We start from the raw sequence: 26,042 nt of genomic DNA on the forward strand, positions 1-26,042 counted from the left end.
TTCGTATTCTATTCAAACAATTCTTTAACATTTTTTAATTCTTTTCGAATTGAAATACCTTGAGGGCAATGACTTTCACATTTGCCACACTCTACGCAGCTTGATGCTTTTTCTTTAGGTTCAAGCCAGTTGTAAAGTTCTTTTTCACCAAACATATGGTAATTATTATAAATTTCGAAGCACATAGGAATATTTACACCTGATGAACATGGCATACAATATTTACAAGCTGTACAATTAACTTTTATTTTTCTTTTAATAATATTTTTAACTTGATCAATCATATCTAATTCCTTCTTTGTCAAGGAATTTGCTTTCGTTTCACTTGCTGTTTTTATATTTTCTATAACTTGTTCCATTGTATTCATACCGCTTAGAAGCACAGATACTTCCGGGTGGTTCCACACCCATTTTAAAGCCCACTCTGCTGCTGATCTTTTTGAATTTTCCTGCTTGAAAGCCGCTTTAGCTTCCTCTGGAAGATTATTAACAAGCTTTCCTCCTCTAAGAGGTTCCATAATTGCAATCCCTAAACCTTTTGCTGCAGCATACTTTAACCCTTCACTTCCAGCTTGATAATTATCATCTAAATAATTATATTGTATTTGACAAAATGACCAGTCGTAATAATCTACTATTTCTTTAAACACTTCTAGATTATCATGGAAGGAAAAACCTGCATGTTTTATCCTTCCGTCCTTTATAGCTTCATCTAAAAACTTGTCAACGCCAGCTTCTTTTAATGTAGCCCACACTTTACTATCAAGAGCATGAACTAAGTAAAAATCTATCGAATCTATTTCAAGTCTCTTTAGTTGCTCATTTAAGTATTTATTCATATCTTCCTTTGACTTTATCAGCCAACTAGGAAGTTTTGTAGCTATTTTCACTTTTTCTCTATAGCCATTTTTTAATACTTTCGCTACAAAAGGTTCACTTTCCCCAGCCTTATCCATACCTGTTCCATGATAAGGATAGGCAGTATCTATATAGTTTACCCCTTTATTAATTGCGCTGCGTACTAACTTTATCGCTTTTTCCTCATCAATTTTAGATGGATCCCCTCCTGGAAGAATGGGTAGTCTCATGCATCCAAATCCCAAGATTGAAACCATCTCATTAGTTTTTCCAAATTTTCTATATAACATAATAACCCCTCCATTAGATGAATAGTAAAATTTGTTTATAGTTCATAGTATTAATATTGTCTTATTTTCCAATATATTCATAATATTACACCTTTGAGTATATACAAAGTCAAGAGCTTTTTTAATAAGTCTCAAAAGAATAAAAAAGACATAGGGCTAATAATTAGGTTACTAATCTAATACACCAATAAGAGAGTGCTTATATTTCTTTAAAAGTTTCGCAAATATTTTACATTCTTCATCAGACCAATTTCTTAGAAGTTCTGCCACCTTTTCCAATCGCAACTGCTTATTGTAGAAGCATCCAATATCAATAGTTTGATAATTCGGAATATTATTGACATTGTTATAGTAAGTTGTATAATTAAATTATATAGTTGTATTATACAACTTGTTCAAAATAATCAAAAACTAATTGATATCTTATAACACTAGTTTATTTTTTAATTATATTTGATAGGAGAGTAATTATGAAAGCTCATGAAATTATGATCACTCAAGTCTATACGGTGAGAGAAAGTGACACAGTGCGAGCTGTCATTAAAAACTTTATTGATCATCGCATTAGCGGACTTCCTGTGGTAAATGAAAAAAATGAAATCATCGCCTATGTAAGCGATGGAGATATTATGCGATATATTGGCAAACATGAAAATTTGGTAGCTGATTTTTTCTATTATGTTGCCGTTATAAAAGGTGACGATGAAGAATTTGAGGATAGGGTACAAAAAATTTTGGATTTAAATATTCTTAGCATCGCACAAAAGAAGGTTATTAAAGTTTCTGAAGATGAGGAGATTGAAAATATTGCTGCTATTTTAGCTAAAAGACATATAAAAAAGCTACCAGTTGAACATAACGGAGTATTAATTGGAATAATCAGCCGTGGAGATGTCATTAGAAATTGCTTTAAATCTATACTTTAATAAATAATAGACAATTCATATTGGGTTGTCTATCTTGCCTTCTCATATGATACTTATTCATAAATTTAATACTCATCCTTCAAAATTAGTCATCAAATTATTGTAATATAATATTATTATTTAATGCTTATAATACAAAAAATAAATGCCCTATTATAAAGGGCATTAACCACAGTCTGCTTTTTATAAATTAAAATCATGCATAGCTCTCATTTTTTCTTTAATAACAGTACTGATTTTACAGCTTCTCTAATTTCTTCATAACTAGTACATCTGCAAATATTAGATTGAAGCCATTCCTCAATAGTTTCATCATCTGCATTGGGATGATTAGTTGCAAGCCCATAACAGTTCATTATGAAACCTGGAGTACAATATCCACATTGAAATCCCCATTTATTTATAAAAGCTTTTTGAATAGGATCTTCCTTTAAACCTTCAATGGTGATTATTTTATGTCCAACAGCTTCAACAGCTAGCATGATACATGATTTAACAGGTAATCCATCTAACAGCACAGTACATGTACCACAATCACCATTTTCACATCCAGCTTTTGCTCCAGTTAGACCCAATTGTTCTCTAAGCACTCTAAGTAAAGTATCTGCCGGCCTTACAATCACGCTTTTCTTTTCGCCATTAATATCAAGTTCTATTCTTGCTGCTTCAACATATGATATCATCTTCCTTCACCTTCCAATTCCTCCAGAGTATAATTTAGTAAATTTCTGAGTACGAACTTTTTATATTCAGAAGACCCCTGAATATTGCCAAATATAGGTGCAGGTACATGGCTTATTGCCTGTTCTATTCTTTTCTCCCTTGAGACATTTTTGTTATTTATATCCTCCTCCATTTTAATAGATCTAAATGGAAAAGCACAAACTCCGCTAAATGCCATTTGTATATTATTATTTTTTTTAAGTGCAGCCATACTAATTAAAGGATAATCTATTTTTTCCATTTTAGTCTTCTTTACAGATATATAAGGCAATTTGGCATAGCTCATGTTTGTTACTAATTGAAAAAGAAATTCTCCTTTTTCCAGTTGAAGCCTCTGGTTAAAAGCTTTATTTATTGGAACTATTCTTTTACCTTTTTCTCCGTAAATAATTACATTGCTATCTGCGATTAAATGACCTAAAATTGCCTCCTTGTATATAATTCTTCCACAAATATTTCCGCCTACAGTTATCGTATTACGTGCTGTATGATCTGCTGGAAAATTTGCTGTCTTGCTTAGAACTGGAACTGACTTATTCTCAGAAATACGAGTAAGTGTAACTGCAGCTCCAATTATCATCTGGTTATTTTTTGTTTCAAATACATTACATTCAGGAATTCCTTTAATGTCTATCACTGCATTTGTAGATATATCATTTCTTCTTGCCATAGTGATTATTTCCGTACCACCTGAATAATATAAAGGGTTCTTATTACTCTCACTGAGCTTTCCATATAGCTTCACAGCCTCATCTAATGAATCAGGTTTATAATATTCAAAATTAATTGGAATCATTATTTGCCTCCCCCTTTTGCTTTCCATATAAGCTCAGGAATCAACGGTAATTGGTTAAGAGATACCTGCGCCGCATTGGATAAACTATTTGCAAGTGCTGCTGGCATTCCAATTACACCATATTCTCCAATTCCTCTTGCACCATAGGGTGCATCTATTTGTGGAGTTTCTATAAAAGCTACAAGATACTCTGGATTTTCTCCAAACCTCAGTATTTTATATGTTCTTAACTGCTTATTTTGAATAATGCCTTTATCTGTAAATAAAAATGATTCTCTACTAGCAAAACTCAACCCTAGATTCATACCACCAGAAATTTGTCCTTTTGCGGCTTCAGCATTAATAACTTTACCTGCATCTACGACGCAAGCTGCCTTTATAATTTTGTAGGTATATTCTTTTTTATCGAACTCTACTTCTACAGCCGCTGCACCAACAGTCCATTCTGGACCAGGATTACCTTTGCCAGTTTCGGGATCTAAAATTGTTAAATGCTTTAAAACGTAGCTTCCTCTTCCAATAACCTGTCCTCCAACTGAATTCCCGTTAGGATAGGTATAACCAAATGCAATTTTACTTATTTCTATTCCCATTTCGGGATTATCGCTTAAAAATACTCTTCCTCCACCAACATCTAATTCATCTGGCGAACATCTTAAAGCAATAGCTCCAATTCTAGATAGTTGATTAATGGCATCCTCAGCTGCTCTCAAAATAGCTCTGCCAACCAGCAAAATACTCCTGCTTGCAGCTGTCTTCCAGTGGTCTGGGGCTGTCTGAGTATTAACTTCCATCACTACATGAATTTGATCTACATTCATTTTCATTTTTTCTGCTAATATCTGTGCTAAAGCTGTTTTAGTTCCCTGTCCTAGTTCAACTGCACCACAAATAAGATTAATGCTTCCATCCGGATTAAATGTAAGAATAGCCCCTCCTCCTGCATTTAAAGCTGTATTTGAGTTTTTCCAGAAGCAGCTTATACCTTTAGCTCTTACTTTACCATCCTGGGTTTCAACTAGTTTTCCTTCTTCCCAATGTATTAGTTCAGCCAGCCTTTGTATACACTTTGGTAGATTCCCTAGATTACTCTTATTCAATAAAGTTTGAGTAGGGCTAGTATCCCCTGGTATAATCGCATTTCTCAACCTTAATTCTAAAGGATCCATTCCAAGCTTATTAGCTAGTATATCCATTGTTCTTTCTATTGGAAAGGTGAGCTCTGGATGTCCAAATCCTCTAAAGGCTGAAGCATAAGGATGATTTGTATATAAGCACAAGGAATCGCACCATATATTTTCGATATTGTAAGGTCCTGTACAGTCTACACCTGCTGCCCTGCTTATAATTACTGCTCTGTCCGAGTATGCACCTCCATCAAATAAATAGGTTATTTCTGCTGCAGTGAGTTTACCAGCTTTTGTACATCCCAGCTTAATTTTTGCATCAAGACCTATATGAACTGGAGATGTAATCAGATCTTCTTCTCTCGTATTGGTAAGCTTAACTTGTCTTCCTCCTACAGCCTTTGAACATAAATAAGCAATAAACTCCAGCTGTATAGCTGTTTTGCCTCCATAAGCTCCACCTACTAAAGGCACATTAACAATAACCTTGCCAGGGTCAACTTTAAAGAAGTAACTTATGAGCTTTTTTATAACAAAGGGTGCTTGAGAAGCAGAATAGATGATAACTTTCCCATCCGGTAATATTTCCGCTCTTACAGACCTTGTTTCCATAGCAGCATGATCAGAAGGTGGAAAAGAAAAGCTTGCCTCAACTGTTACTTCACTTTTAGACCAGCCCTTTTTAATATCACCTTTTCTTATCTTAGTTCGATTGGCAATGTTTGTATTGGCCTCTGGAAAGGCTTCATCTATAATCTTATATTCGCCAAGTTTTTCATGAACCAAGGGTGCATCTTTTCTGATCGCCTCACGAGGAGAGTTCACCACTGGTAAAGCTTCGTATTCTACTTTTATCAATTGAGCTGCTTTTTCAGCTTCTGCTTCGCTATCAGCTACCACTACCGCCACAGGTTCACCATTATATCTCACTTTATCTATTGCAATTGGAGGTCTATCAACAATAGTAGATCCTATAAGCTGAGGAAAATATTGACCCGTTAACACTGCCCTAACCCCAGAAGCTTTTAGTGCATTTGCATATTCAATAGACTTTATTTTTGCATGAGCATAAGGACTTGTTACCATCCTAGCATGTAAAAGTCCTGGAATATCATAATCATCAGTATATCTTGCAGCACCTGTTACTTTATCTAAGGACTCTTTCCTTGGCACACTTTTTCCAATCACATTTAAATTATGCATGGACTACTCCTTGGAATAATATTTATTTACTTTTATAATATATTTATTATTATGAATTATTATGAGTTTAACCTTGTTCTTACAAAAAACCCTAATTCCAAAATGGCAACCATAATCATTACACAATATGGTGGTCCTGATGGAGAACTAGGTGCATCATTAAGATATTTGAGCCAAAGATTCTCTATGATTACACCTCAAGCTATAGCAACATTAAATGATGTAGGTACTGAAGAATATGTACCATAATGTTATAAGTTATTTAATTATATATAATATATGCTTTAATAAGATAATTCTTTTTAGTTTATTTCTTAGTTGAATATAAATTAAAACATTTTCATACTGACTTTTTACTTAAAATAATATTTATATATAAGTTTGTCCAAATCTTCACTAAGCTTTGATACACTATTAGTAGATTGAATTGTAATACTTCTAATATTCCAATACACAAAACTATTTATTTAAAAATTTTTTTAATAATTATTTTAGTACTATTTTATAAGGTCACAAATAGCAACGGATAAGAAATTAGCTTAATAAATACCAATTTTTTATCCGTTTTTTAATTCTTTGGAAAAAGAATCTATTTCATTGAAATTCATTTCTTTGTTACAAGAAGTGCTGTACAACAACAAATTGTAGTACAGATTGTAATAGTAGAAATTAAAATAAATCCTTGAATATCAGTAGCTTTACAAATATTTTGCATAATAACAAATAACCAATATGATGTAAAGGCTCCAATAGCCCCAAATAACATAATAGATTTTATAGTATTTAATAATTTATGTATCATAAAAACCCCTCTTTCATTTTATTAAACCCAATATTTTACTATAAATATATCATTATCTTTAAAGTTTATAAATAAAATTCAAATAAATATAAAATATTATTAAATTTTATTTTTATATAATACTTTACAATAATGGAATTAATATGTATAATTTCATAATATAAGGAAATACAATAAAGGGGGATGTATTTAGAATGAAAAAAGTATTTATTAGTGTACTAGCTGCAACTATGTTGCTTGGTGGAAGCTCACTAAAAGTATCCGCTTATGAGAATAGTAATGCATATGATATTCTTGTCGGTACTGTTGATAGTGATAAGCCTATCCAACAAGTAAATTTTGTTAAAGGAGAAAAGCAATATAATTTGGATTTTTCTTGTCTAAAAGTAAGCATGAAAAATAATAAATTAGTAACAGAAGTTGATAAAGAAAAAATAGGCAAGGTATCAAAATCTAAAAAGCTTACAGCTATACAAGAAAGTAATCTATCAGAAAATGCTACGAATGTTCAAACAATATTAGATACTGACTTAAGTGATCCAAAAACCCATAAAGAAATTAGTGAAATAATTCAACAGCATCAAAATAAAACTGGACAAAATCCTGTAATAGGCTTAAAAGAAACAGTTAATACTTCAAGTACAACAGAAACTGTAAAAGCATTAGGCGTAGACGGACCAACAGAATCTGATAATTATGTCAGGTTATATACTTCAGCTTCTGGAGATGGAACAACAGCTTGGGGACAAAGTAATGCATATGTTAAAGTACCGACAACTGCAGGTTTGGCAATAAACTATAAATCTGCTGTAAGTTTGGGTTGGGACTCACCTTGGAAGTTAACCAATAGTTATTCATTGACACTTAAGGATCCAGCAGGACTTAACTTGAATTATAATGACCAAACCAGAACAGGAGGTACTAATACTTCTTTAGCTTATTCATTTAGACGATACAATGTAGCTGGAGCATACCTTGGTGCCTCATTAGCAAATGGATCAAGTGGAGGAAATAATTTTTACTCTAGTTATGTTACAACTAACGCAGCATTAAGCTATTCATTCTCATGTTCTGATGGTAAAATTGGATTAAGTGTAACACCAACAACATCAACATCATCAGTACAAAGTAGTGTTTATTTTAAAAGGTAATATAATGCTTTAAAATTTGATTGATTGTATGATTAAAAAATGAAAACCCTATGTTTTATAGCACATAGGGTTTTTTGTTACCCCACATATCATAAAAATTTGTTTTTATCTTTTTTAAAAAAATTCCAAGCATCAACTTCTTAATGCTAAAATTTTGGTTCTAATCCTCATAACTATAGTATAACAATTTTCTTGTTTTATAATATCTTCAACTCTATGTATGGATATTAATAACACCCTTGTGAATTACTTCATTATTAAGAAAAAGTTTATTTGAATTTATATAAAAACTATAACATGATATCCATACATTTCATACTCCTAAAGAAACATAAGAGTTTTCAACACTGTATTATTCAATTTTCAATGAGAGTCGTTTGTATTTTCACTTTCAAAAGTTAATACATCATTTATTTCATTTGGTAAACTAATAATTAGTTATAATTAATTCTTTAAACTTTCTTCTTCCTTTATTGTCCTTACAAACAGAATATCCGACCTCTGCTTCTATTATATTGAAACCTTTATACCACTCTCTTACTTGCTTATGATCATTTATTGTTAAAATAAACTTTCCTTCTACATTTCTTAGCAAGTCCCTTAATTTTATATGATATTCCTCAGTAAATTTATCCTTATAACCTTTTGTTTCAAAGTATGGAGGATCACAAAAGAAAAAAGTATGTGGCCTATCATACTTTTTAATTATTTCTTCAAAATTTAAATTTTCTATATAAGTATTTCTAAGCCTTTCTTTAATCTTTAATAAATTCTCTGTATTAAAAATTTGTGGACCAGGCATTCCAGTAGTTCCATATCCAAAGTTGTCTCCTTTACTAGCAAAACTTTGAGAGAGTAGATATATAAATCTTATGGCTCTTTGAATATCAGTAAGAGAATTTATATCTATATTTTTATATTCAGAAAATATGTCTCTGCTGCATATTTCATATGTCATTAATCGTCTTACTTCTTCAGCATGATATTTTAACATTTTAAATAAATTTACAAGTTCTCTGTCTATATCATTTATTACTTCAACCTTGCTTTTTTCTTTCCCAAAGTAAACCCATCCTGCACCAAAAAATAATTCTACATAACAGCTATGCTCTGGAATCATTCCTATAATAGTCTTTCTTAATTTTGATTTTCCGCCCATTCTACTAATTAGTGGTTTTAACATTTTACATCATCCTTTCAACTTTAAAAAATAAGTTGAAAGATGAAAGCTGATAGAAGTTAGTTATTTTTTTGCATGCATAAAAGAGTTTTCACTCTTCTTTCGGCTGCCATATAATCGCATATATTAATATCAACAGTTCTGTTTGCATACTTGAGTATGCATTCTTTTAATATCTCATTGTCTTCAAAGTATACAATACTTCTATTAAACTTTTTATCTTTCTCTATTTCCTGTATATTTAAGCCACAAGCTACTAAAAAACTATTAAATCTTTATCTGTAATTTCTTTAAGGTGTTTTTTATTCATTTCTGCCTCCTTACAATCGAATATCAGTTCTTTTTGAAGTTTTAAAAAAACTACTCCGGTTTTCCGGAGTAATTTGCATATTAAAGGTTTTGTGTTACTTTTTCTTTAACAGCTTGTCTTGCAGTAGACTGTCCAAAATAAAAAGCAATAACCAAACTGAATACAGTTAAGTATTGCTCAGCTGTTACCTTTCCCATAATAGCTAAGTAACAAAATACTATAGTAAGTAATAAAGCTATAATCTTTTTAATTTGTAGTAATTCTTTCATCATTAATTTACCTTCTTCCTTCTATATATTGAGCTACTTTAAGCATAGTTTTATATCTATCTTCACCTTTGAGATTGAGTTTTGCATAACTCATAAAATTGCCTTCACCAATTTTTATAGGGTAATACCCCTCATAATTGAATGGTGTTTTAGAGTTGTCTATAGCTTCGCAACCCAGATATTCAGATAAATATAGAGCACTTCTTTTATCTACATCGTTGTTGTAGCATACCACATAATGCACTTGCTCTGCAGACTTTAAATTTGATACATTTGCTGTCTGTCCAGTAAGTCCTTGAACTATTGCATTGGCTATTGATTCAGCACCTAATTTGTTATATAAATCTGCATCACTTTGAGTGTCTACAAAACATACCTCTATAAGAATTGTTGCAGGTTTACTATGTCTTATTACATATAAGCTGCTGCCATCTTTTACACCACGATTCGCAAATCCTAGAGCCACTAAAGCCTTTACAACGTTAGAAGCTAACGCATTACCTGCTTCACTCATAGCAAATACTTCTGTACCTTTTCCACCGCCAGCATTTAAGTGTATAGAAACTAAATAGTCTGAATTCGCTGCGTTATAACACCTTTGCTGCAGCGAATTTGAAACACTCCAAGCACTTGAGGGTCTTACATTCCATGCTTGATGTCCTAACGTTTGAAGCTTGTTTATAACTCTATTGGCTATATACAAAGCACAGTTCTGTTCATTTAAATATCCTTCTGCTCCTATATCTGGATAACACCCATGTCCAGAATCTATTGCAAATTTACTCATTCTAACATCTCCTATTTTATTTAAATATTTTATCTTTAACCTCTTTTACGTCATCTTTAATGCCATTAAGGCCTTGTTCTATGCACTCAAATTTCTCTGTTAACTTAGATATAATCTCTTGATATTTTGACTCTCTTTTTGAATTTTCATTTAGTATGAAGAAAAGCACCGCCCATATTCCCTGCTGCATTGCTAAATCTAATACTTTGCTTTCCAAGTTGCACCTCCATTTAAAGTTTGAAACAAAGTCATGACCACCCCTAAAAGGGGTGGCTTGCTCAAGCCCTATAAGGACGTAATACTTCCAGCGCCTAAATGGTGCTAGCTTTCACTACATTCAAGCCATTGTGGACTGATTACTTAGCTACACCCTTAAAAGGGTTTTCCAATTCTTTTGTTGTAATCTTATCCATCATTTGATCATGTTTCTCTTGTTCTCTAATATATTTTGCTATTGTTGCTTCATTTAATCCAACTGTACTCACATAGTATCCATCTGCCCAAAAGTATCTATTTCCAAACTTGTATTTTAAATTTGAATGTCTATCAAATATCATCATTGCACTTTTCCCTTTTAGATACCCCATAAAACTTGATACACTTATCTTGGGTGGAATTGATACTAAAAGATGTATGTGATCTGGCATCATGTGTCCTTCTAAAATTTCTATACCTTTCCATTTGCATAAATCTTTTATTATTTCTTTTATATCTTCTCTTAGTTTGCAATATACTATTTTTCTTCTACACTTGGGCGTAAACACTATATGATACTTGCACATCCACTTAGTATGTGCTAAACTTTGTGCCATAGGACATCACTTCTCTTTCTTTTTTTTGATGGCTTGAACAATCATCATTATATCAGAATATCAAAAAAGTGATGTTCTATTTTTCTTAAGACTTTAATCTCACCCGCATAGCGGGCGGTTTTTAGTTTCGGGCACTATCGCGCCCTCAACATGTTAAAACAATAATAAAAAAAGAGGCCTTTGGGCCTCGTTATCGCTATCGCTCCTAAAAATAGGCGGTAGCCTTTATTTTCATCCTTTTTATTGATTATCTTTAATTTTTTTACAGCTGCAATTTATGCGGTAGCATTAGAAATTTAGAAATTTTTGTTTTTAAACTCCTCAAATACTTCATCAAAATCTGCTTCTTTAAGATATATGTTATAGTTTCCTTCTTTTTTTCTTCAAAAAATGCCTTTACTAAAACTTTAGCCTTTCTTATTTTATTTTTCTCTCTCTGCTTATCTTTTACTTTCTTTTTCTTATTAGCCATCTTTACATCTACCTTTCCTTATGTAAATACTAGCTCCATTTTATCACGAATTAACCCTTTTATCACGCCATAATCATGTATTAGCTTTTCTATCTTCTTCTCATTACTTAATAGAATTTGTTTCTTCATTCGCTCCTTAACACTTACTCCGTAATAGACTATATCGTTAAATTTCATTTGTCTTCCACAACTTGTGCAGCTTAACGGATTCACTCCAAAGGTTAACAATATTCTTGTTTGCCAATTTTTCATCTTCTTTCTGAATTCAGCTACTTTTTCATCTATAAGCTTGAAAAACTTATTTTTGTGCTTAGTATTTTTAGCATATATGCCATAATATCTTATCATTTTAAAATTCTTTTCTGGTATATGTCTTATAACTTTTCCTATGAAATCAATTGCATCTAATTCTTCTTCAACTCTTACTCCATCTTCATGTCTTTCATAATAAAATACTACTTTTCTACCATCATACTTCAATATTCTTGATTCTGCTATCACAGGTCTAGAGGTGTATCTGCCTACATATTTAGTAGCTTGTTTTGCCGTTTTTACTTCACCTTTACCATATACATAAAAGCCATTTTTTAGTTTTTTATATAATTCATCTTTTAACTTTCTAAATTGCTTTTTTACATTTATAAGATTCACTTCCAAAGCATCCAATAATAATTTTTGTCATCTTTTTCTTAATGACTCATAATGTATATGCGTAACTTTTCTCCAAACTGTAAAGTTTCCTGCGCCACCTTCCGTAACTAATAAGTGCACATGTGGATTCCACTTTAAATCTCTACCAAATGTATGTATAACTGCTACTATTCCTGGCGTAAAGCCTTCTTTTTTATTTAAATCTTTAAACCAACTCATGATTGCTTGTGCAGCACATTGCGGTAGCAATGCAAGTAATTTTCTGTTTCTACCAAAGTAATTTCTGATTTCCTTAGGTATAGTAAATACCATATGTCTATGCTTTGTTCTCACTAATCTTAAAACCATTTCGTCTGACCAATCTTCTGATTTCTTTTTTCCGCAGGATGTACAAAATCTATTTTTACATCTAAATCCAACTTTTTTTATTTCTCCACATGCTTCGCATTTAAATTCGATATATCCTATATCCAAAGAACCACAATTAAGCATCTTCTTTATTTCCTTATAAACAATGCTTCTTATGTTACCTCTATTCAATTCTTCAAACCCATCCCAATTGTCTACAAATATATTTTTTATAACCCCTACCATCTTTTCATCACTCTATATAGTTTTTTATATAAATCTTATCATAAATCCACTTACATTTTATCCCCTGAAATATTTTACACAAACTTATAACATTAGTATTTCCAAACCCTAACGGGCTATTTTTTTATGGAGATTTTTTTAAAATTCCTACTAAATAAAAAATAAATGCCCTCCTATAGAGAGCATTTACATTAGTATTTAGCTAAATCGAAGAAACATAAGCATCACTGGTATAGTAACTATTGATAGAATATGAGTTGCCAAAATACACTTTGATGCTAAATTAGCATTCCCATTATACTTTTCACAAAATAACACTGAAACTGTAGCTGTTGGAATTACCTCTGCTGCTATACAGATATTTTTGATTAAAGGTATTCCATTAAAAAAACTTATTATGATAAACATTAAAATCGGAGCAACTATAAGCCTAATAAATGAGCAAAAATAAACATCCTTATCCAATATAATCTCTTTAAACTCTAAAGAACCGATTTTTTCCCCAATTATCATCATAGATAAAGGCATAGTAATGGCGCCTATGTCTCCAAGTGCTTCTTTCGCTATAAAAGGAATCTTTATAGCGAAAATAAATATAAATAAACCAATTATTACAGCAATTATATTAGGATTATTTAAATATTTTCTTATATTAATATTTTCTTTTTCATTAGAGAAGAGACCTTCACCATAGGTCCAAAACAGTATCTGATAAGGAATTAAAAAGATTGATAAATAAAGGACTCCTATTTTGCCATACAATCCGTATACTAAAGGCATTCCCATTGCTCCGCTTAAAATTAATAACTATTCAATTTATGAGCGCCTTTCCAAATACAAGCTTATTAAGCTATAAACTATTTAGATTCATTTAGCATTTTTTCATAACAATAGAATGGTTTTTCTTTTCCTAAAAAACTCATCTCTCCAACAAGTTTGTACCCACATTTTTCAAATAATCTGTTCATTTTTGAATTATATTATTTTACTAACATAGTAAATGCTTTTATTTTATATTTTCTTTTAAAATAATCCTGTATTTCTTATTTAGTAAATAAATTATCTGCATTTGTTTGTAATTAAAAATACCGAAAAATTCACTTGAATAATTCGGTATTTTATAAATTAAATCTTCCAAAATCTAAGCTAGACATGAACTAACTAAATACATGATGTAACATCTACTTTTACGTATATATATTCCTTTATCTGTAGAAATGAACTATAAATTTTGCAGATGGAATTAGTAATAACTGACCTATCAATGTTCCTATTAGCTTCGTTCCTATTAGCATTATAACTAAGGTTTTTACATCTCCATATTCTCTTTTTCCTCTAAATGCTTCATCTGTTATTATTGCTGCTTTTGGATCAATAAAAATAGTTAATAATATACTTGCAATCCCATTAATCATTCCCGAGGACGCTGCTATAGCTAATCTATCACCTGGATCATAAATTGAGGCATAATACGCAGCCAATACACCAATTGTATATATACCTGTAATTAATGCATTCAATAATAGTAGTTTCTTAGGTATATTTTTGTACCTTAAATCACTAATCATATTTTTCCGTGGCATTACTGTATTCTTTGCAACACGTTTTATATTAGCTATGCTTAAAGATTGCACAACTAAATTAGGTATAGAACCGGTTTCCTCAAGCCTTGAAACTGACTTTGAAAATACCCTTAAAAATGTAGGTATAAGTACAATACCTATTAATGTTCCTACTGTTGTTGCTAAAATGACATATCTAACCTCATTAATGGGATCATATTTAATATTTATACTCTTATCAATCATTTTTCCAATTAACGGTCCTTGAAACATGTTAGCTGTTCTTGAAATTAACACTATCAGATTAAATAATGAAAGTGATAATGCAAAGTTCCCACTTTTTACAGAACTTAATCTAACGGAATAAGCTAAAGTATCAATTATATGAATAATTATTGTTAGAACAATTAATTTTTCAAACAAACTTACCTCTAAAATCATTTAATTTCTCCTTTGTATTGAATATTTAAGAAATCCATCATCTATATTTAATTCTATAGCTCCTACTTCATTCAAATATTCAACATAGGACCTTAGCATTCTCTCTATAACCGTATATCTATATCTGTTTTTTACATGAATATTGAATTTTTTAATAACAGCCTTAAAAATATCTTCCATTGTCATAGCTCCATCTATTACATCATATACTCTTGCCGCTCTATTCTTATAGAACTCTATATTATCATTTATAAGTTTTATAATATCATCATACATACCTTTGTGTGCTACTATGTATTTACTGCATTTTAAATCGTAAAGCTTCATCTTACTTTTTAAATCCTCTCTCAGTATATAAGCGTAAGGCATTTTAGCCCCTTCCATAACTTCATAGCTTATGAGAGCATCTCCTAAATATGCAACATCATCAGGAGTAGTAATGCATATATGCGCAGGACTATGTCCCGGTGTGTGAAGAATTTTAAATTTGATACCACACAGATATATTTGATCTTGATTTGGCAAAATCTTAATATCTGTTTCACAAACCATATGTCCAAAATGCTCTGTAACCTCCGATAATGTTTGGCTACTGTAATAAAGCTTTAGATTTACTGTGGAACTGCAAACGAAAGCTTCATAGGCTGGCATAGCAACAACACAGTTATATTTTTCCTTTAAATATGTATTATTTCCTATATGGTCTATATGAGCATGACTGCATATTATACCAACTACTTTGAAGTTGTTTGTTTTTAAAAGCTCATCTATCCCTTTTCTTTCTCCTTTTGCCCATCCCGAATCCAACATAATAATTTCTTCATCATTAATTTTATAAAAGGGTATGTATGTCATTCCAGTATCAATACAAAATGTATTTCCTTTTATCTTTTTTATATCCATGTATTATCTTTAGTGAGGGAGTGTACTACAAGTACACAAAAACACTAAATACTCACTTCCTTTCTATATCTAGTGTATATGCTTATACACCTATTTATTTTGCTCATTATGTACATAGGCTACATGTAACATATGCAGCCTATGATTTATTTATAATTCGTCCTATAAGAATATTTTGAACTTAATCATAGCAATTATTTATAAGGACTTTTAAATGGTTTTTGTTCTGCATAATAGGGTGAAATATTACCATCTATTTTGCTTAATTCCTTACCATCTGCTGAAAGTCCAATAATTTCAAAGTCTGATCCCTCAAATTTATTCATAAATGCAAGCCATATTCTTATGTCGGTAGCATTAATAATTTTTGCTTGCGCTTCAATATTCCTTTTCTTTTCTACAATTTTTACTTGAGTAATGTCTTGATTCCCAATTACTCCAAAGTATATTGGAAGCGAAGTCTTTTCTATGTTAGGAAAGTACTGATGAGATACTCCAAATTTATTTGATACATATTTTATATCTCCTTCAACACCACTATAAATAGTCTTATAACCGCCTATACCTTTTTTTACAAAAGCAGTTGATAAACTATCCTCTCCTAAATGACTAAAGAATACTATGCTTCCTTTATCCGTTTTTTCTTCATAGATAATACTTATTGGTTTTGACCCAGGAGTGGTAATTGCTTCTTCTATTGTTTTCGCACCATGATTAAATTTAACCACTAAAAATAATAAAATAATCATTATTGTAAAAACAATAAAAGTCACCTTCTTTTTCATAAATAACTCCTTATAATAACTTTAAATATAATTTTCTTCTGAATTCATATCTATTTATAACTCCCCTATTTCAAGTATTTTCTTAGCGGCTCCAATTAACTCATCGGCTGCCATAGAACATAATCCAGCTAAGTCTTCTACATGAAGTTCTTTCGTAGCTGAATAATCATAAAGAATAGCAGCCTCCGCTTCAAATTCCTCATCTGCTAGCCATAAAATAAAAGCCATAGGAACGTTAGGTAATACTTTAATTTCTAAGCCTACATCTCCAGAGGTGAATTCTTTTCCGCCTAGTTTAAGACCGGCTTTTAAAAAAAGATCTCCTTTGTTTCCAAAAAACTTTACTAATCTATTTATTCCTTGAAGAGCAAAGCCATCATAAGCATGACCAACTCCTTCTAATTCTCTGAAAGGTACCCATTTGTTTGTCAAATTGCTTTTAGTACATCGGTAAAGATAGCTGAGAATTACCGTTTTGTCAATTATCTTTCTATTATCACCTTTAGAGAAATTTTCTTGTACGTCCTCTTTTAATGTAACAGTTCCCTTTGGATATAAAATTAAGTATTCTCTATTGAAGTAGGTTAAAGTAAGTTGTTGTTTTTCAGAATCATAATAAGCACCGCTTCTCCTAGCCATTTCTTCTGGATGATATTTGTGAAATTCTGCACATAAATTTTCATAGCAAAGACTGTAATTATTTATTTTATTTTCTCCCATAAAAATATCCCCCTTATTGTTTAATCTATATATAGATTATAAACCATAATTTTACATACTTCTATATAAAAAGAGCCAATGATTTAGTAAATATCATCAGCTCATATCTATTCTATATACAACTATATTATTAGTTTCTTTATATAAATATCCTTTCGTTGTTTTAAATCTATAAAGTCTGTTCCATCTACTAAGAGCGGACGTGAAATATCATTTACATTAACTCCTATTACCGTACATATCTTATTTGTATTTAATAAAACACTTTCTCCCATAAGAAAATTTATTACATGTTCTATAAATACTTTACAATACACATAGTCTAATTTTCCTAAGCTTTCTTTTTGAAGTGTTTCCAGTGCTTCGAAAGGTCCTTGGCTCTCTCTATATACCCTGTTGGAGTTAATTGCATCAAAGGTATCTGCAATTGCAATTATTTTGGCAAAGGGATGAATTCTATCTTCTTTAATTCCTAAGGGATATCCGCTGCCATCTAATCTTTCGTGATGCATAAGTACTCCATAAAGTATAGAGATATCTAAAGAAGGTACAGCTTTTAAATAATTATATACTAAGCCTGGATGAGATTTTATTTTCTTCCAATCCTCTGCAGTTAAAGGAGTAACTTTATCTAATATTTCTCTGCTTATCTTTGTTTTTCCGAAATCATGTAAAATTGCAGCATGGCTTAATAAATTTATATCTCTTTCGCTAAATCCAAGCCATTTTCCCAGAACAGCGCTTAAAGCTGTTACATTTACAGAGTGTCTATATATAGCATCTTCTCCACTACCTACAAGTACTATATTTTTTATAACAGACCTTGTTGATCTTAACTCATCTTTAATTTTTCGAGTAAATTCCTCTATTTCTTGAAAATTAGTTTTTATAGTATCTTCTATATTGCTCAGTACTGCTTTCACATCAATTGAAAGATCATTAAAACTCTCCTCTATTTCTTCTACAGTCTTGTTTTTATAGAATTCAAGTACTTCTTCTTGATCGCTATACACTGCAACTCTGCTATAAAAATATATTTTCTGTAGTTTATTAATCATGGCTTCAGTCAGTTCAGTTCTTTCGTTTAATAAAACTATACCATTAGATTTAATTTCCTCTGCAATTATCATCTTTGGCTTTAATTCGTTGACTGTCAGGAATACTTTTCTTCTATTCACTTTTGCATACCCCCCATAAGAATTCTAAATAGAACCAATATTCAGAACACGTTATTCTATTTATATTCCATAACAGTTCTTAATATCCTTCAACTAAAGTTAATTAGGTGTGTTTTTACTAAAACACACCTTTAACTCCAGCTGCTAAAACTATAATTGCAAATATCATTCTATATATCGCAAATATCTTCATTGGTTTTTTCTTTAAATATGAAATAAACTTATCAATTACTACTAAAGCTACTATGAATGAAACCAAAAAACCTACAGCAAGAGAGATTATTTCTGGAGATGTAAGAGTAGCTATCCCCCCAACCTTTAAGATCTTTAAAAAGCTCATTCCTACCATAACTGGAATTGCTAAAAAGAAGGAGAATTCGGCAGCTGCAACGGTAGAAAGCCCTGATACCCATCCGCCTATAATTGTTGAAGCAGAACGTGACATTCCTGGGATTATAGCTAAACATTGAAATAATCCAACTATCAAAGCTTGCTTTATTGTAACATTTAATTCTTGGCTATTTGAATTATTATTTCTAAATTTCTTTTCAGCATATATCATCCATATACCGCCTAGAAACAAAGTTATGGCTACGCATATTGGTGTAAATAAGTACTTATCAGCTAAGTCATTGAGTAGTATTCCAAAGATACCGCCTGGAATGCATGCAATGAATATCATAAACCAAAATTTAAAACCTGACTTTTCATACCCAACCTTTTGTGGAAAGAAATTTATAAGAGTATCTTTTATTTTGCTCCAATAAAGTATAACCACTGCAAGTATTGCTCCAAGCTGTATAACATATGTATACATTTCAACATAGCTCGGATTTGTTCCTTTAAAACCCATTAAATTTTCAAAAATAACCAAATGTCCTGTTGAAGACACTGGTAGGAATTCTGTTATACCTTCCACGATTCCTAGTACTATAGATTTTATTATTAAAAATATTGTTTCCATTTAATCACCTTTTCTAAATTTATTATTTTACATCTACATTTTTAAAGTAGATTATAGTTGCTACAAATCCAATAATAGATGTAGCTACAATAGAAATATAAGAATATATTGGAGGATATTCTGGCCGAAAACCATTGTTTGCTATAACAAGTGCTGCTGACCAAGGATATAAAACACTATATTTCGAATTTGCAATCAGTACATTTACCATGGTTACAGCAATAGTAAATACAATAGCTGGTACGTAATCCTTAAATACTAGTGTTACAAATATAGTTGGGGTTGACAATAAGAAAAGCAGACTGCCCCCTATAATATATTCTTTAAAGGATCTTATCAAAATTATAGTATTCAAACCCTCAAAGGATCCCATTAAACCCAAAATTAAAGTCAGTACCCAAGAAACTACAGTTAATGTGATAATCCAAATCAACAATAGAGTCAACTTACTTATAATAATGCTTATTTTTGATATAGGTATAGTTAATACATTTTTCAATGTATTTTCTACATATTCTCTATTAAAGAGATAAGAAGTAATTACTCCATATAGAAGGACTCCAATTAAAAGCACAACATACAAATTAGTATCTACAAAAAACTCATTAAACTTAATAGGTATATCTGGTCTTTCAGTTTTCTTCATTAAATAACCTATAAAACACATAAAAGGGGCTACTACTGCTCCAACAATGCTGATTAAAAACATATTGGATCTCTTAAGCTTTAATATTTCTGTATATAGTAAATTAACCAATAGTGCCACCTCCTATCAATTTTACAAAGTAATCTTCTAATTTATCTTCACTGGTATTTATCTTTAATACCTCGATATCATTCTCCACAAACACTTTGTTAAGCTTTCCCTGCTCTCCTAGGTGTGAATATACACGAATAGTTCCTTTTTCATGAACTTCATAATCACTAATGCCAAAATGTCTCTCCATAAGCATAACTGCCTTCTTATCGTTAGTAACTTGAAACTCTACATGCTTACGATTTCTCTTTCTAAGTTCTTCTAATGTGATCTCTTCCAGAAGCTTCCCTTCATGAATGATCCCGATGTTGTTTGCCAACTGTTCAATTTCACTTAAGATATGGCTTGAAATAATAATAGTCACATGTTTTTCCTCACATAAGCTGACAAGAAAGTTTCGCATTTCCTGTATTCCAATTGGATCAAGACCGTTTGTTGGTTCGTCTAAAATTAATAATTCCGGTTCATGCATAATAGCAGCAGCAATTCCTAGGCGCTGTTTCATTCCTAAAGAATATTGAGATACTATTTTACGTGGCTCTTTATCAAGGCCAACTCTTGAAAGAGCATACTGCACCGCATCTGATCGGTGAATTCCTCTAAGCCTAGCTAATATTTCGAGATTCTCACTACCTGTGAGATTCTGATAAAATCCTGGTGTTTCAATAATTGATCCAATACGAGTATAAACTTGTTTTGCACTTTGCTGTGCATTCTTTCCAAAGATTTCAATTTCTCCTGATGTAGGCTTCACTAATCCCATAATCATACGTAATGTGGTAGTTTTACCTGCACCATTACGACCTAAAAGACCATAGATACGTCCTTTAGGAACATGAAGATTTATAGCATTTACTGCTGCTTGATTACCAAATTTTCGAGTAAGTTCTTTGGTTTCTAAAATCCACTTCTGCATCCCTATCGCTCCTTGTTCTACTTACTATTTAAGACATACAAATAAAACAACTAGCCAAGCAGGCTAGCATGCAGTCTAGTTATTTTCTGAATATGCCTAACCATATTTTTATTCTACCTAATAGTTCTGACATACAGCTTACGTATTTCTTACTTTTTCTTACTTTTTGGTAGAGAAACTCGAACAAGGGTTTTAGTATATGGAGTACTTTCCATATAAATAGTTCCTTTCATTTTCTGTACAAGTTCCTTTGCTATAGCAAGTCCCAGGCCATGACCTTTCGTCGATCTTGAAGAATCGCCCTTATAAAGGCGCTCGAACACTCTTGCTATTTCATCTTGAGAAAGTCCAGGTCCCTTATCCCACACTTCAAAATAGACATTATTGTCATCTGCCCATGCAGATACTCCCACAAAGTTATTACACATTCCATAACGAAAAGCATTTTGAAGCAAGTTGCTAAAAATCCTGATTAATGCATGTTGATCTCCTATTACAAAATACTCCTCATCGGGAATTTGTATCTCAAGAGTCACCTTTTCTTTTTGCAACCTTGGTACCCAACCTATAAGCTCACTTCGGAGCAGCTCAAGTAAATCAATTTGTTCAAAAGCAAGCTGTACTTCATCAGCATCTATTTGAGCAATCGTAAAGAGCTCATCAATATACTCATTTAGTGCATAAGCCTTATTTTTGGCAATATTTAAGTATTCCTCAGATTCTTCACCAGCCATTCCATCACATAATGCATCTAAATATCCTAGAACCGATGTCAAAGGCGTACGCACATCATGGGATAGATTAGACAACATTTGCTTTCTTGCCTGCTCTGCCCTCAGTGAATTTATTTTATCCTTTTGATAGGAATCTACCAGTTGATTAATTGTAAATACCAAAGGAGCAATTGGCTCCTTTGCTCCAACATGAATTTTACAGTTTTCATTACCTGCAATAATATCTTCTAGAACACTCAAAGTCTCTCGAATGCGGCAGCGGTACTTATATTCACGATAAAGAAAAAAAGTTAAAACTATAATCAATATAATGATAAGCCATATGTTCTCACTACTCATTTCCTGCATCTCCATTAAACTTATAACCCATACCCCAAGCTGTTATAATATATATTGGATTTTCTGGGTCTGGCTCAATTTTTTTACGCAACCTTCTAATATGAACCATAATATTGTTATCATCATAGGCATACTCATCTTGCCATACATTTTGATATATCTGTTTCTTGGTGAAAATTTGTCCAGGATTAGAGGACAAAAAGTATAGTAAGTCATATTCTTTTCCAGTAAGACCAAGATCCTCACCATTATAAGTCACACGCATATGTGCAGGATCAATAACAAGAGAGCCAAAGGTCATGCAATTAGGCTTTTCAGGCGCAGCACCAAGTACTACATATCTACGAATTAAAGATTGCACTCTGGCGGTTAATTCAGATAAACTAAAAGGCTTTGTTATATAGTCATCTGCTCCTGATTTCAATCCTAAAACTTTATCCATTTCGTTTCCTTTTGCAGTAAGCATTAATACTGGAGTATTTTTGTTTTTTCGAATGTTTGTTAGAGTAGAAATACCGTCCATCTCTGGCATCATAACATCTAATATAATCAAATGGTAGTCATGATTATTAATTAACTTCAGACCTTCTATTCCAGTGTGGCAAACTTCTGCCTCATATCCTTCCGTTTCCATGCATTTTTTAAGCAATCTGCATAGTTCAATATCATCATCTATAATTAAAATACTCTTTTTCATATTAGAACTTCCATTCACCTTTAAGCATACCATAAGCAATATGACTAACAAAATGATCATATAGCCATTCGCATTCTCTTAATGTTCCTTCATTTTTAAATCCTAGTCTCTCTGGAATAGCTCTGCTCTTATGATTATTCTCGGCACATCTAATTTCTACTCTATTCAGTTTCAATTCTCTGAATGCATAATCTACAAGAGATGTACATGCTCTTGTCATAATACCCTTTCCTTCAAATTCTTTACCAAGCCAGTAACCAATGCTTGTAGATTTATGTGACCAATTGACATTATGGAATCCAATTACACCTGCTATCTTCCCCTTATACCATATGGACACCTGAAATCCATTGTTGTTTATGTACTGTTGTTTAGTTGAATCTATAAAACCCTTTAAATCATTGCTACTTTTAGTTCCATCTACCCACGGAAGCCACTGCTTTAGGTGAGGTCTGTTAGAATCTATTAATGCAAATAGTTCATCCCTATCACAGTTATCTAAAATCTTTAGTTCTAATTCCTTGTCAATAATATGTTTAACCATAATCCATCACCCCTTTTTATATTTTAAATTTCATTATATCAAATTTTGTAAAAAATGGACATATATTTTTAATATTACAATTATCAATAGTAACTGATAAACATAGTTCTAAGCATCAGGTATTAGTTTTAAAACGAAAAACACCTAAGGATATTTTATTCCCTAAGTGTTTTTCACTTTACTAGTGATCTTTTTTTCTTCTACTTTTTCTTTTCCAGGTAATTCAATACTTAATCTAATCATATCTGTGCATTCAATACCGTTTTCTATAATTTTTTTGTTGTAGTGAATTTTAAAAAAATCTCTATCTATTCCAGTAATGCGAAATCCACATTTTTGATATAATGCTAATTGATCTATACTTGAGTTTCCTGTTCCTACCTCTAAAACTTTTATATTGTCCTGTTTTGCTTTATTTATTGCATGTAGTATAAGTTTTTTACCTATACCTTTCCCTTGGTATTTTTCATCTACTGCAATATTTACAAGCTCCATTGTTAAAGGTCTTGTTTTTATTAGAACATATTCTCCAACAATTTGTTCTTTATAACAAGCTATATAGCAGATCCCTCGAGCTATATAATCTCTAACCGCTTCTTCTGATGGGTCTGCTAATAAAAGCAAATCATAAGGTGCTCTTTCATTTTTATCTAACATTCTTATATCGATATCCATGCCTTCTTCTCCAATTAACTCTTTTAGTTTCTGCACACTGTGCCACTTATTTATCCTCATTAATCCTTTGGGAATATTATTGCTTATTATCTCTACTCATTTGATTGCAATTTAACTTTAAAAGTAATTATGTCTCCACTACTTTCAGCACATATGTGTCCATTATGTAATTCAATTATTTTTTTAGATATAGCTAATCCTAACCCAGATCCGGGCACATTATTAGAGCGTGAAGGATCAATTCTATAGAACTTTTCAAACATCTTATCTATCTTTTCTTGAGGAATATGCTCACCTCTATTGGAAAAAGATATTATAACATGCCCTTCTTCCTTTTCTACATTTACCACGATATCCGAAGGTTTATAACTATATTTCTCTGCATTATTCAATATATTTTCAAATACTCTAACGATCTTTTCAATATCTATTTTTACATTTATATTATTATCGGGCACATTATTTATAATCCTTAACTCTTTTTTCTCTAATATAGTACCATATTCACCTAAAAGTTGGTTCAAAATAGCACATATATTCACATTCACAAATTCTAATTGAACTTCACTACTTGATAGCTTTGTATATTCAAATAATTCATCTATAAGCCTTTTTAGCTTAATAGATAAATTATAAGCAGAGTTTAAATACTCTTTTTCCTCTTCCTCATTTTTAAATTTTTCGTTTTTCAAAAAGTCTAAATAGCCTATAATAGCAGTAAGCGGCGTTCGTAAATCATGAGAAACATTGGTTATTAATTCCGTCTTAGTATTTTCTATTTCTCTTTCACGTTCAAACTTTTCTTTTAATTGTCTAGACATAGAGTTTATATTTCTACTAAGTTCCGCTAGCTCGTCATTGCCTGCAACTTTTAAAGTAGAGCCTAATTCCTTATTGGCAACTATTTCAACATTTTCCGAAATATATTTGATATATTTTATTTCATTCTTTGTGACTATTAGAAAGCTTATGATAAATACTATAATACCTGTCATGAAAACTCCAAGAAGTATCATATTATACATAAAAGGATTCAAATTATTTCTGTTACTATATATATAAGTTTTAGAAATATAGCTAGCAAACAAGATTACAGCAGCAAATGAAAGTGAAAAACAAAATGATATTTTAATTAAAAGATTGATACTTAAGCTTTTTGTAACTGTTACTCTTTTCATATCTTATATCCGACACCCCAAACCGTTTTAATATAAATAGGCTTTTTGGGATCTTCCTCTATTTTTTCCCTTATCTTTGTTATATGGACCATAACCGTACCATCGGATTTATAAAACTCCTCTCCCCATACTCTTTCATAAATCTTTTCTATACTGAAAACTATTCCTTTATTCCTCGCTAAAAGCTCTAAAATATCAAACTCTTTTGGAGTAAGCCTAGCTTCTTTGTTCCCAATAGATACTTGTCTGGAATCTGTGTTTATAGTCAAGTTGCCAATTTCTATAACATTCTTACGCACATGTGCAGCAGCAGTATATTTCTTATATCTTCTAAGATTAGACTTAATTCTAGCTATAAGTTCCATTGCACTAAAAGGTTTTGTAATGTAATCGTCCGCTCCAGAAGTCAATCCTTGTATTTTATCCATATCTTCAGATTTTGCTGATAAAAATATTATTGGCATTACATTATTTTCTCTAATTTTCATGCATACTTCTAAGCCATTCATTCCAGGCATCATTATATCTAGAAGTACTAAATCCACTTCATTTTCTTCAATTATTTTTAGCGCTTCCTGTCCATTTTCTGCCTTATATATTTCAAAGCCTTCATTCTCCAGATATATACTTATAACCTTTCTTATTTCCGCATCATCATCTACTATAAGTATTTTATTAGGCATAATCAGACCCCTTTC

General features: G+C 31.3%; 28 protein-coding genes and 3 pseudogenes. 3 read left to right on the plus strand and 28 right to left on the minus strand.

All coding sequences use genetic code 11. The features are described from left to right. Window positions 1-8: 8 nt before the first annotated feature. Window positions 9-1,148, minus strand: a complete 1,140-nt coding sequence (locus I6U51_RS04975) for an aldo/keto reductase (protein ID WP_211141495.1) — start codon at window positions 1,146-1,148, stop codon at window positions 9-11. Window positions 1,149-1,618: 470 nt separating this feature from the next. Between I6U51_RS04975 and I6U51_RS04980 the strand changes: the two genes are divergently transcribed. Next, complete coding sequence (locus I6U51_RS04980) at window positions 1,619-2,074, plus strand: CBS domain-containing protein (RefSeq protein WP_211141497.1); 456 nt, start codon at window positions 1,619-1,621, stop codon at window positions 2,072-2,074. A gap of 209 nt (window positions 2,075-2,283) precedes the next feature. Here the strand turns inward: I6U51_RS04980 and I6U51_RS04985 are convergent, their stop codons facing one another. From I6U51_RS04985 to I6U51_RS04995, 3 genes are read right to left on the minus strand one after another with little or no spacing between them, the layout of a single operon-like run. Further along, window positions 2,284-2,757 carry a (2Fe-2S)-binding protein gene (locus I6U51_RS04985; RefSeq protein ID WP_211141499.1) on the minus strand — a complete coding sequence of 158 codons (474 nt, stop codon included), beginning with the start codon at window positions 2,755-2,757 and terminating at the stop codon, window positions 2,284-2,286. After that, window positions 2,754-3,593: an FAD binding domain-containing protein gene (locus tag I6U51_RS04990; protein ID WP_211141501.1), complete on the minus strand. Its 840-nt coding sequence runs from the start codon at window positions 3,591-3,593 to the stop codon at window positions 2,754-2,756. The genes I6U51_RS04985 and I6U51_RS04990 overlap by 4 nt, the downstream gene beginning before the upstream one ends. Then, on the minus strand, window positions 3,593-5,923 hold the full coding sequence (locus I6U51_RS04995; RefSeq protein WP_211141503.1) for a xanthine dehydrogenase family protein molybdopterin-binding subunit: 2,331 nt from the start codon (window positions 5,921-5,923) through the stop codon (window positions 3,593-3,595). The genes I6U51_RS04990 and I6U51_RS04995 overlap by 1 nt, the downstream gene beginning before the upstream one ends. A gap of 51 nt (window positions 5,924-5,974) precedes the next feature. Here I6U51_RS04995 and I6U51_RS05000 point away from each other — a divergent pair. Continuing rightward, window positions 5,975-6,160: pseudogene (locus I6U51_RS05000) on the plus strand (manganese catalase family protein); the annotation flags it as partial. A gap of 367 nt (window positions 6,161-6,527) precedes the next feature. Here I6U51_RS05000 and I6U51_RS05005 read toward each other — a convergent pair. Next, complete coding sequence (locus I6U51_RS05005; RefSeq protein ID WP_211141507.1) at window positions 6,528-6,725, minus strand: hypothetical protein; 198 nt, start codon at window positions 6,723-6,725, stop codon at window positions 6,528-6,530. 194 nt (window positions 6,726-6,919) lie between these two features. Between I6U51_RS05005 and I6U51_RS05010 the strand changes: the two genes are divergently transcribed. After that, the gene (locus tag I6U51_RS05010; RefSeq protein ID WP_211141509.1) at window positions 6,920-7,876 is read left to right on the plus strand and encodes a hypothetical protein; all 957 of its coding nucleotides are present in this window, start codon (window positions 6,920-6,922) and stop codon (window positions 7,874-7,876) included. 427 nt (window positions 7,877-8,303) lie between these two features. On the opposite strand, the gene I6U51_RS05015 is transcribed toward I6U51_RS05010, so the two are convergent. From I6U51_RS05015 to I6U51_RS05125, 23 genes and pseudogenes are all read right to left on the minus strand, one after another. Beyond that, window positions 8,304-9,059, minus strand: coding sequence for a DNA adenine methylase (locus I6U51_RS05015; RefSeq protein WP_211141511.1), 756 nt, complete (start codon window positions 9,057-9,059; stop codon window positions 8,304-8,306). Between the two features lie 56 nt (window positions 9,060-9,115). Further along, window positions 9,116-9,307: pseudogene (locus tag I6U51_RS25420) on the minus strand (DUF5659 domain-containing protein); the annotation flags it as partial. A gap of 139 nt (window positions 9,308-9,446) precedes the next feature. Next, window positions 9,447-9,638, minus strand: coding sequence for a hypothetical protein (locus I6U51_RS05020; protein WP_425489748.1), 192 nt, complete (start codon window positions 9,636-9,638; stop codon window positions 9,447-9,449). Window positions 9,639-9,642: 4 nt separating this feature from the next. After that, complete coding sequence (locus I6U51_RS05025) at window positions 9,643-10,422, minus strand: N-acetylmuramoyl-L-alanine amidase (protein ID WP_211141513.1); 780 nt, start codon at window positions 10,420-10,422, stop codon at window positions 9,643-9,645. A 16-nt stretch (window positions 10,423-10,438) separates the two neighbouring features. After that, window positions 10,439-10,639, minus strand: coding sequence for a BhlA/UviB family holin-like peptide (locus tag I6U51_RS05030; RefSeq protein ID WP_211141515.1), 201 nt, complete (start codon window positions 10,637-10,639; stop codon window positions 10,439-10,441). Window positions 10,640-10,778: 139 nt separating this feature from the next. After that, the gene (gene tnpA, locus I6U51_RS05035) at window positions 10,779-11,234 is read right to left on the minus strand and encodes an IS200/IS605 family transposase (protein WP_211141516.1); all 456 of its coding nucleotides are present in this window, start codon (window positions 11,232-11,234) and stop codon (window positions 10,779-10,781) included. 262 nt (window positions 11,235-11,496) lie between these two features. Then, complete coding sequence (locus I6U51_RS05040; RefSeq protein WP_211141518.1) at window positions 11,497-11,706, minus strand: hypothetical protein; 210 nt, start codon at window positions 11,704-11,706, stop codon at window positions 11,497-11,499. An 18-nt stretch (window positions 11,707-11,724) separates the two neighbouring features. Further along, window positions 11,725-12,951 (minus strand): annotated as a pseudogene (locus I6U51_RS05045) (IS91 family transposase). 198 nt (window positions 12,952-13,149) lie between these two features. After that, a complete protein-coding gene (locus I6U51_RS05050) occupies window positions 13,150-13,731 on the minus strand; it encodes an AEC family transporter (protein ID WP_246517075.1) in 582 nt (193 codons plus the stop codon). 425 nt (window positions 13,732-14,156) lie between these two features. Next, entirely contained in the window at window positions 14,157-14,954 is a 798-nt protein-coding gene (locus I6U51_RS05060) for a lipid II flippase Amj family protein (protein ID WP_178908172.1), read from the minus strand. Further along, a complete protein-coding gene (locus I6U51_RS05065) occupies window positions 14,955-15,857 on the minus strand; it encodes an MBL fold metallo-hydrolase (protein WP_211141522.1) in 903 nt (300 codons plus the stop codon). A 194-nt stretch (window positions 15,858-16,051) separates the two neighbouring features. After that, the gene (locus I6U51_RS05070) at window positions 16,052-16,642 is read right to left on the minus strand and encodes a hypothetical protein (RefSeq protein WP_211141523.1); all 591 of its coding nucleotides are present in this window, start codon (window positions 16,640-16,642) and stop codon (window positions 16,052-16,054) included. Between the two features lie 54 nt (window positions 16,643-16,696). Beyond that, entirely contained in the window at window positions 16,697-17,362 is a 666-nt protein-coding gene (locus I6U51_RS05075; RefSeq protein WP_211141525.1) for a DUF3786 domain-containing protein, read from the minus strand. Window positions 17,363-17,484: 122 nt separating this feature from the next. Continuing rightward, the gene (locus tag I6U51_RS05080; RefSeq protein WP_343069515.1) at window positions 17,485-18,540 is read right to left on the minus strand and encodes an HD-GYP domain-containing protein; all 1,056 of its coding nucleotides are present in this window, start codon (window positions 18,538-18,540) and stop codon (window positions 17,485-17,487) included. Between the two features lie 118 nt (window positions 18,541-18,658). Beyond that, entirely contained in the window at window positions 18,659-19,504 is an 846-nt protein-coding gene (locus I6U51_RS05085) for an undecaprenyl-diphosphate phosphatase (protein ID WP_211141527.1), read from the minus strand. A 22-nt stretch (window positions 19,505-19,526) separates the two neighbouring features. After that, window positions 19,527-20,261, minus strand: coding sequence for an ABC transporter permease (locus I6U51_RS05090; protein WP_281395929.1), 735 nt, complete (start codon window positions 20,259-20,261; stop codon window positions 19,527-19,529). Further along, window positions 20,254-21,177 carry an ABC transporter ATP-binding protein gene (locus tag I6U51_RS05095; RefSeq protein ID WP_211141529.1) on the minus strand — a complete coding sequence of 308 codons (924 nt, stop codon included), beginning with the start codon at window positions 21,175-21,177 and terminating at the stop codon, window positions 20,254-20,256. The genes I6U51_RS05090 and I6U51_RS05095 overlap by 8 nt, the downstream gene beginning before the upstream one ends. Window positions 21,178-21,326: 149 nt before the next feature. Further along, window positions 21,327-22,250 carry a sensor histidine kinase gene (locus tag I6U51_RS05100; protein ID WP_211141531.1) on the minus strand — a complete coding sequence of 308 codons (924 nt, stop codon included), beginning with the start codon at window positions 22,248-22,250 and terminating at the stop codon, window positions 21,327-21,329. Further along, on the minus strand, window positions 22,243-22,947 hold the full coding sequence (locus I6U51_RS05105) for a response regulator transcription factor (protein ID WP_211141533.1): 705 nt from the start codon (window positions 22,945-22,947) through the stop codon (window positions 22,243-22,245). Before I6U51_RS05105 ends, I6U51_RS05100 begins: the two co-directional genes overlap by 8 nt. Window position 22,948: 1 nt before the next feature. Next, entirely contained in the window at window positions 22,949-23,491 is a 543-nt protein-coding gene (locus tag I6U51_RS05110; RefSeq protein ID WP_211141535.1) for a GNAT family N-acetyltransferase, read from the minus strand. 162 nt (window positions 23,492-23,653) lie between these two features. Beyond that, on the minus strand, window positions 23,654-24,202 hold the full coding sequence (locus I6U51_RS05115) for a GNAT family N-acetyltransferase (protein ID WP_343069517.1): 549 nt from the start codon (window positions 24,200-24,202) through the stop codon (window positions 23,654-23,656). Window positions 24,203-24,258: 56 nt separating this feature from the next. After that, the gene (locus I6U51_RS05120) at window positions 24,259-25,344 is read right to left on the minus strand and encodes a sensor histidine kinase (RefSeq protein ID WP_211141537.1); all 1,086 of its coding nucleotides are present in this window, start codon (window positions 25,342-25,344) and stop codon (window positions 24,259-24,261) included. Then, on the minus strand, window positions 25,341-26,027 hold the full coding sequence (locus I6U51_RS05125) for a response regulator transcription factor (protein WP_211141539.1): 687 nt from the start codon (window positions 26,025-26,027) through the stop codon (window positions 25,341-25,343). Before I6U51_RS05125 ends, I6U51_RS05120 begins: the two co-directional genes overlap by 4 nt. Between the last annotated feature and the right edge of the window lie 15 nt (window positions 26,028-26,042).

It is taken from the genome of Clostridium aciditolerans, from assembly GCF_016316925.1.
Classification (GTDB): Bacteria; Bacillota; Clostridia; order Clostridiales; family Clostridiaceae; genus Clostridium_AM; species Clostridium_AM aciditolerans.

Excerpts from the sequence above, each read along its gene's own strand:
- I6U51_RS04985 (WP_211141499.1), bottom strand. The coding sequence starts at position 2,757 with ATGATATCATATGTTGAAGCAGCAAGAATAGAACTTGATATTAATGGC.
- I6U51_RS05125 (WP_211141539.1), bottom strand. The coding sequence starts at position 26,027 with ATGCCTAATAAAATACTTATAGTAGATGATGATGCGGAAATAAGAAAG.
- I6U51_RS05120 (WP_211141537.1), bottom strand. The coding sequence starts at position 25,344 with ATGAAAAGAGTAACAGTTACAAAAAGCTTAAGTATCAATCTTTTAATT.
- I6U51_RS05050 (WP_246517075.1), bottom strand. The coding sequence starts at position 13,731 with ATGCCTTTAGTATACGGATTGTATGGCAAAATAGGAGTCCTTTATTTA.
- I6U51_RS05075 (WP_211141525.1), bottom strand. The coding sequence starts at position 17,362 with ATGGGAGAAAATAAAATAAATAATTACAGTCTTTGCTATGAAAATTTA.
- tnpA (WP_211141516.1), bottom strand. The coding sequence starts at position 11,234 with ATGGCACAAAGTTTAGCACATACTAAGTGGATGTGCAAGTATCATATA.
- I6U51_RS05110 (WP_211141535.1), bottom strand. The coding sequence starts at position 23,491 with ATGGTTAAACATATTATTGACAAGGAATTAGAACTAAAGATTTTAGAT.
- I6U51_RS05105 (WP_211141533.1), bottom strand. The coding sequence starts at position 22,947 with ATGAAAAAGAGTATTTTAATTATAGATGATGATATTGAACTATGCAGA.
- I6U51_RS05100 (WP_211141531.1), bottom strand. The coding sequence starts at position 22,250 with ATGAGTAGTGAGAACATATGGCTTATCATTATATTGATTATAGTTTTA.
- I6U51_RS05040 (WP_211141518.1), bottom strand. The coding sequence starts at position 11,706 with ATGGCTAATAAGAAAAAGAAAGTAAAAGATAAGCAGAGAGAGAAAAAT.
- I6U51_RS05010 (WP_211141509.1), top strand. The coding sequence starts at position 6,920 with ATGAAAAAAGTATTTATTAGTGTACTAGCTGCAACTATGTTGCTTGGT.
- I6U51_RS04990 (WP_211141501.1), bottom strand. The coding sequence starts at position 3,593 with ATGATTCCAATTAATTTTGAATATTATAAACCTGATTCATTAGATGAG.
- I6U51_RS05025 (WP_211141513.1), bottom strand. The coding sequence starts at position 10,422 with ATGAGTAAATTTGCAATAGATTCTGGACATGGGTGTTATCCAGATATA.
- I6U51_RS05085 (WP_211141527.1), bottom strand. The coding sequence starts at position 19,504 with ATGGAAACAATATTTTTAATAATAAAATCTATAGTACTAGGAATCGTG.
- I6U51_RS04975 (WP_211141495.1), bottom strand. The coding sequence starts at position 1,148 with ATGTTATATAGAAAATTTGGAAAAACTAATGAGATGGTTTCAATCTTG.
- I6U51_RS05005 (WP_211141507.1), bottom strand. The coding sequence starts at position 6,725 with ATGATACATAAATTATTAAATACTATAAAATCTATTATGTTATTTGGG.
- I6U51_RS05015 (WP_211141511.1), bottom strand. The coding sequence starts at position 9,059 with ATGTTAAAACCACTAATTAGTAGAATGGGCGGAAAATCAAAATTAAGA.
- I6U51_RS04980 (WP_211141497.1), top strand. The coding sequence starts at position 1,619 with ATGAAAGCTCATGAAATTATGATCACTCAAGTCTATACGGTGAGAGAA.
- I6U51_RS05060 (WP_178908172.1), bottom strand. The coding sequence starts at position 14,954 with ATGATTTTAGAGGTAAGTTTGTTTGAAAAATTAATTGTTCTAACAATA.
- I6U51_RS05095 (WP_211141529.1), bottom strand. The coding sequence starts at position 21,177 with ATGCAGAAGTGGATTTTAGAAACCAAAGAACTTACTCGAAAATTTGGT.
- I6U51_RS05065 (WP_211141522.1), bottom strand. The coding sequence starts at position 15,857 with ATGGATATAAAAAAGATAAAAGGAAATACATTTTGTATTGATACTGGA.
- I6U51_RS04995 (WP_211141503.1), bottom strand. The coding sequence starts at position 5,923 with ATGCATAATTTAAATGTGATTGGAAAAAGTGTGCCAAGGAAAGAGTCC.
- I6U51_RS05070 (WP_211141523.1), bottom strand. The coding sequence starts at position 16,642 with ATGAAAAAGAAGGTGACTTTTATTGTTTTTACAATAATGATTATTTTA.
- I6U51_RS05020 (WP_425489748.1), bottom strand. The coding sequence starts at position 9,638 with ATGATGAAAGAATTACTACAAATTAAAAAGATTATAGCTTTATTACTT.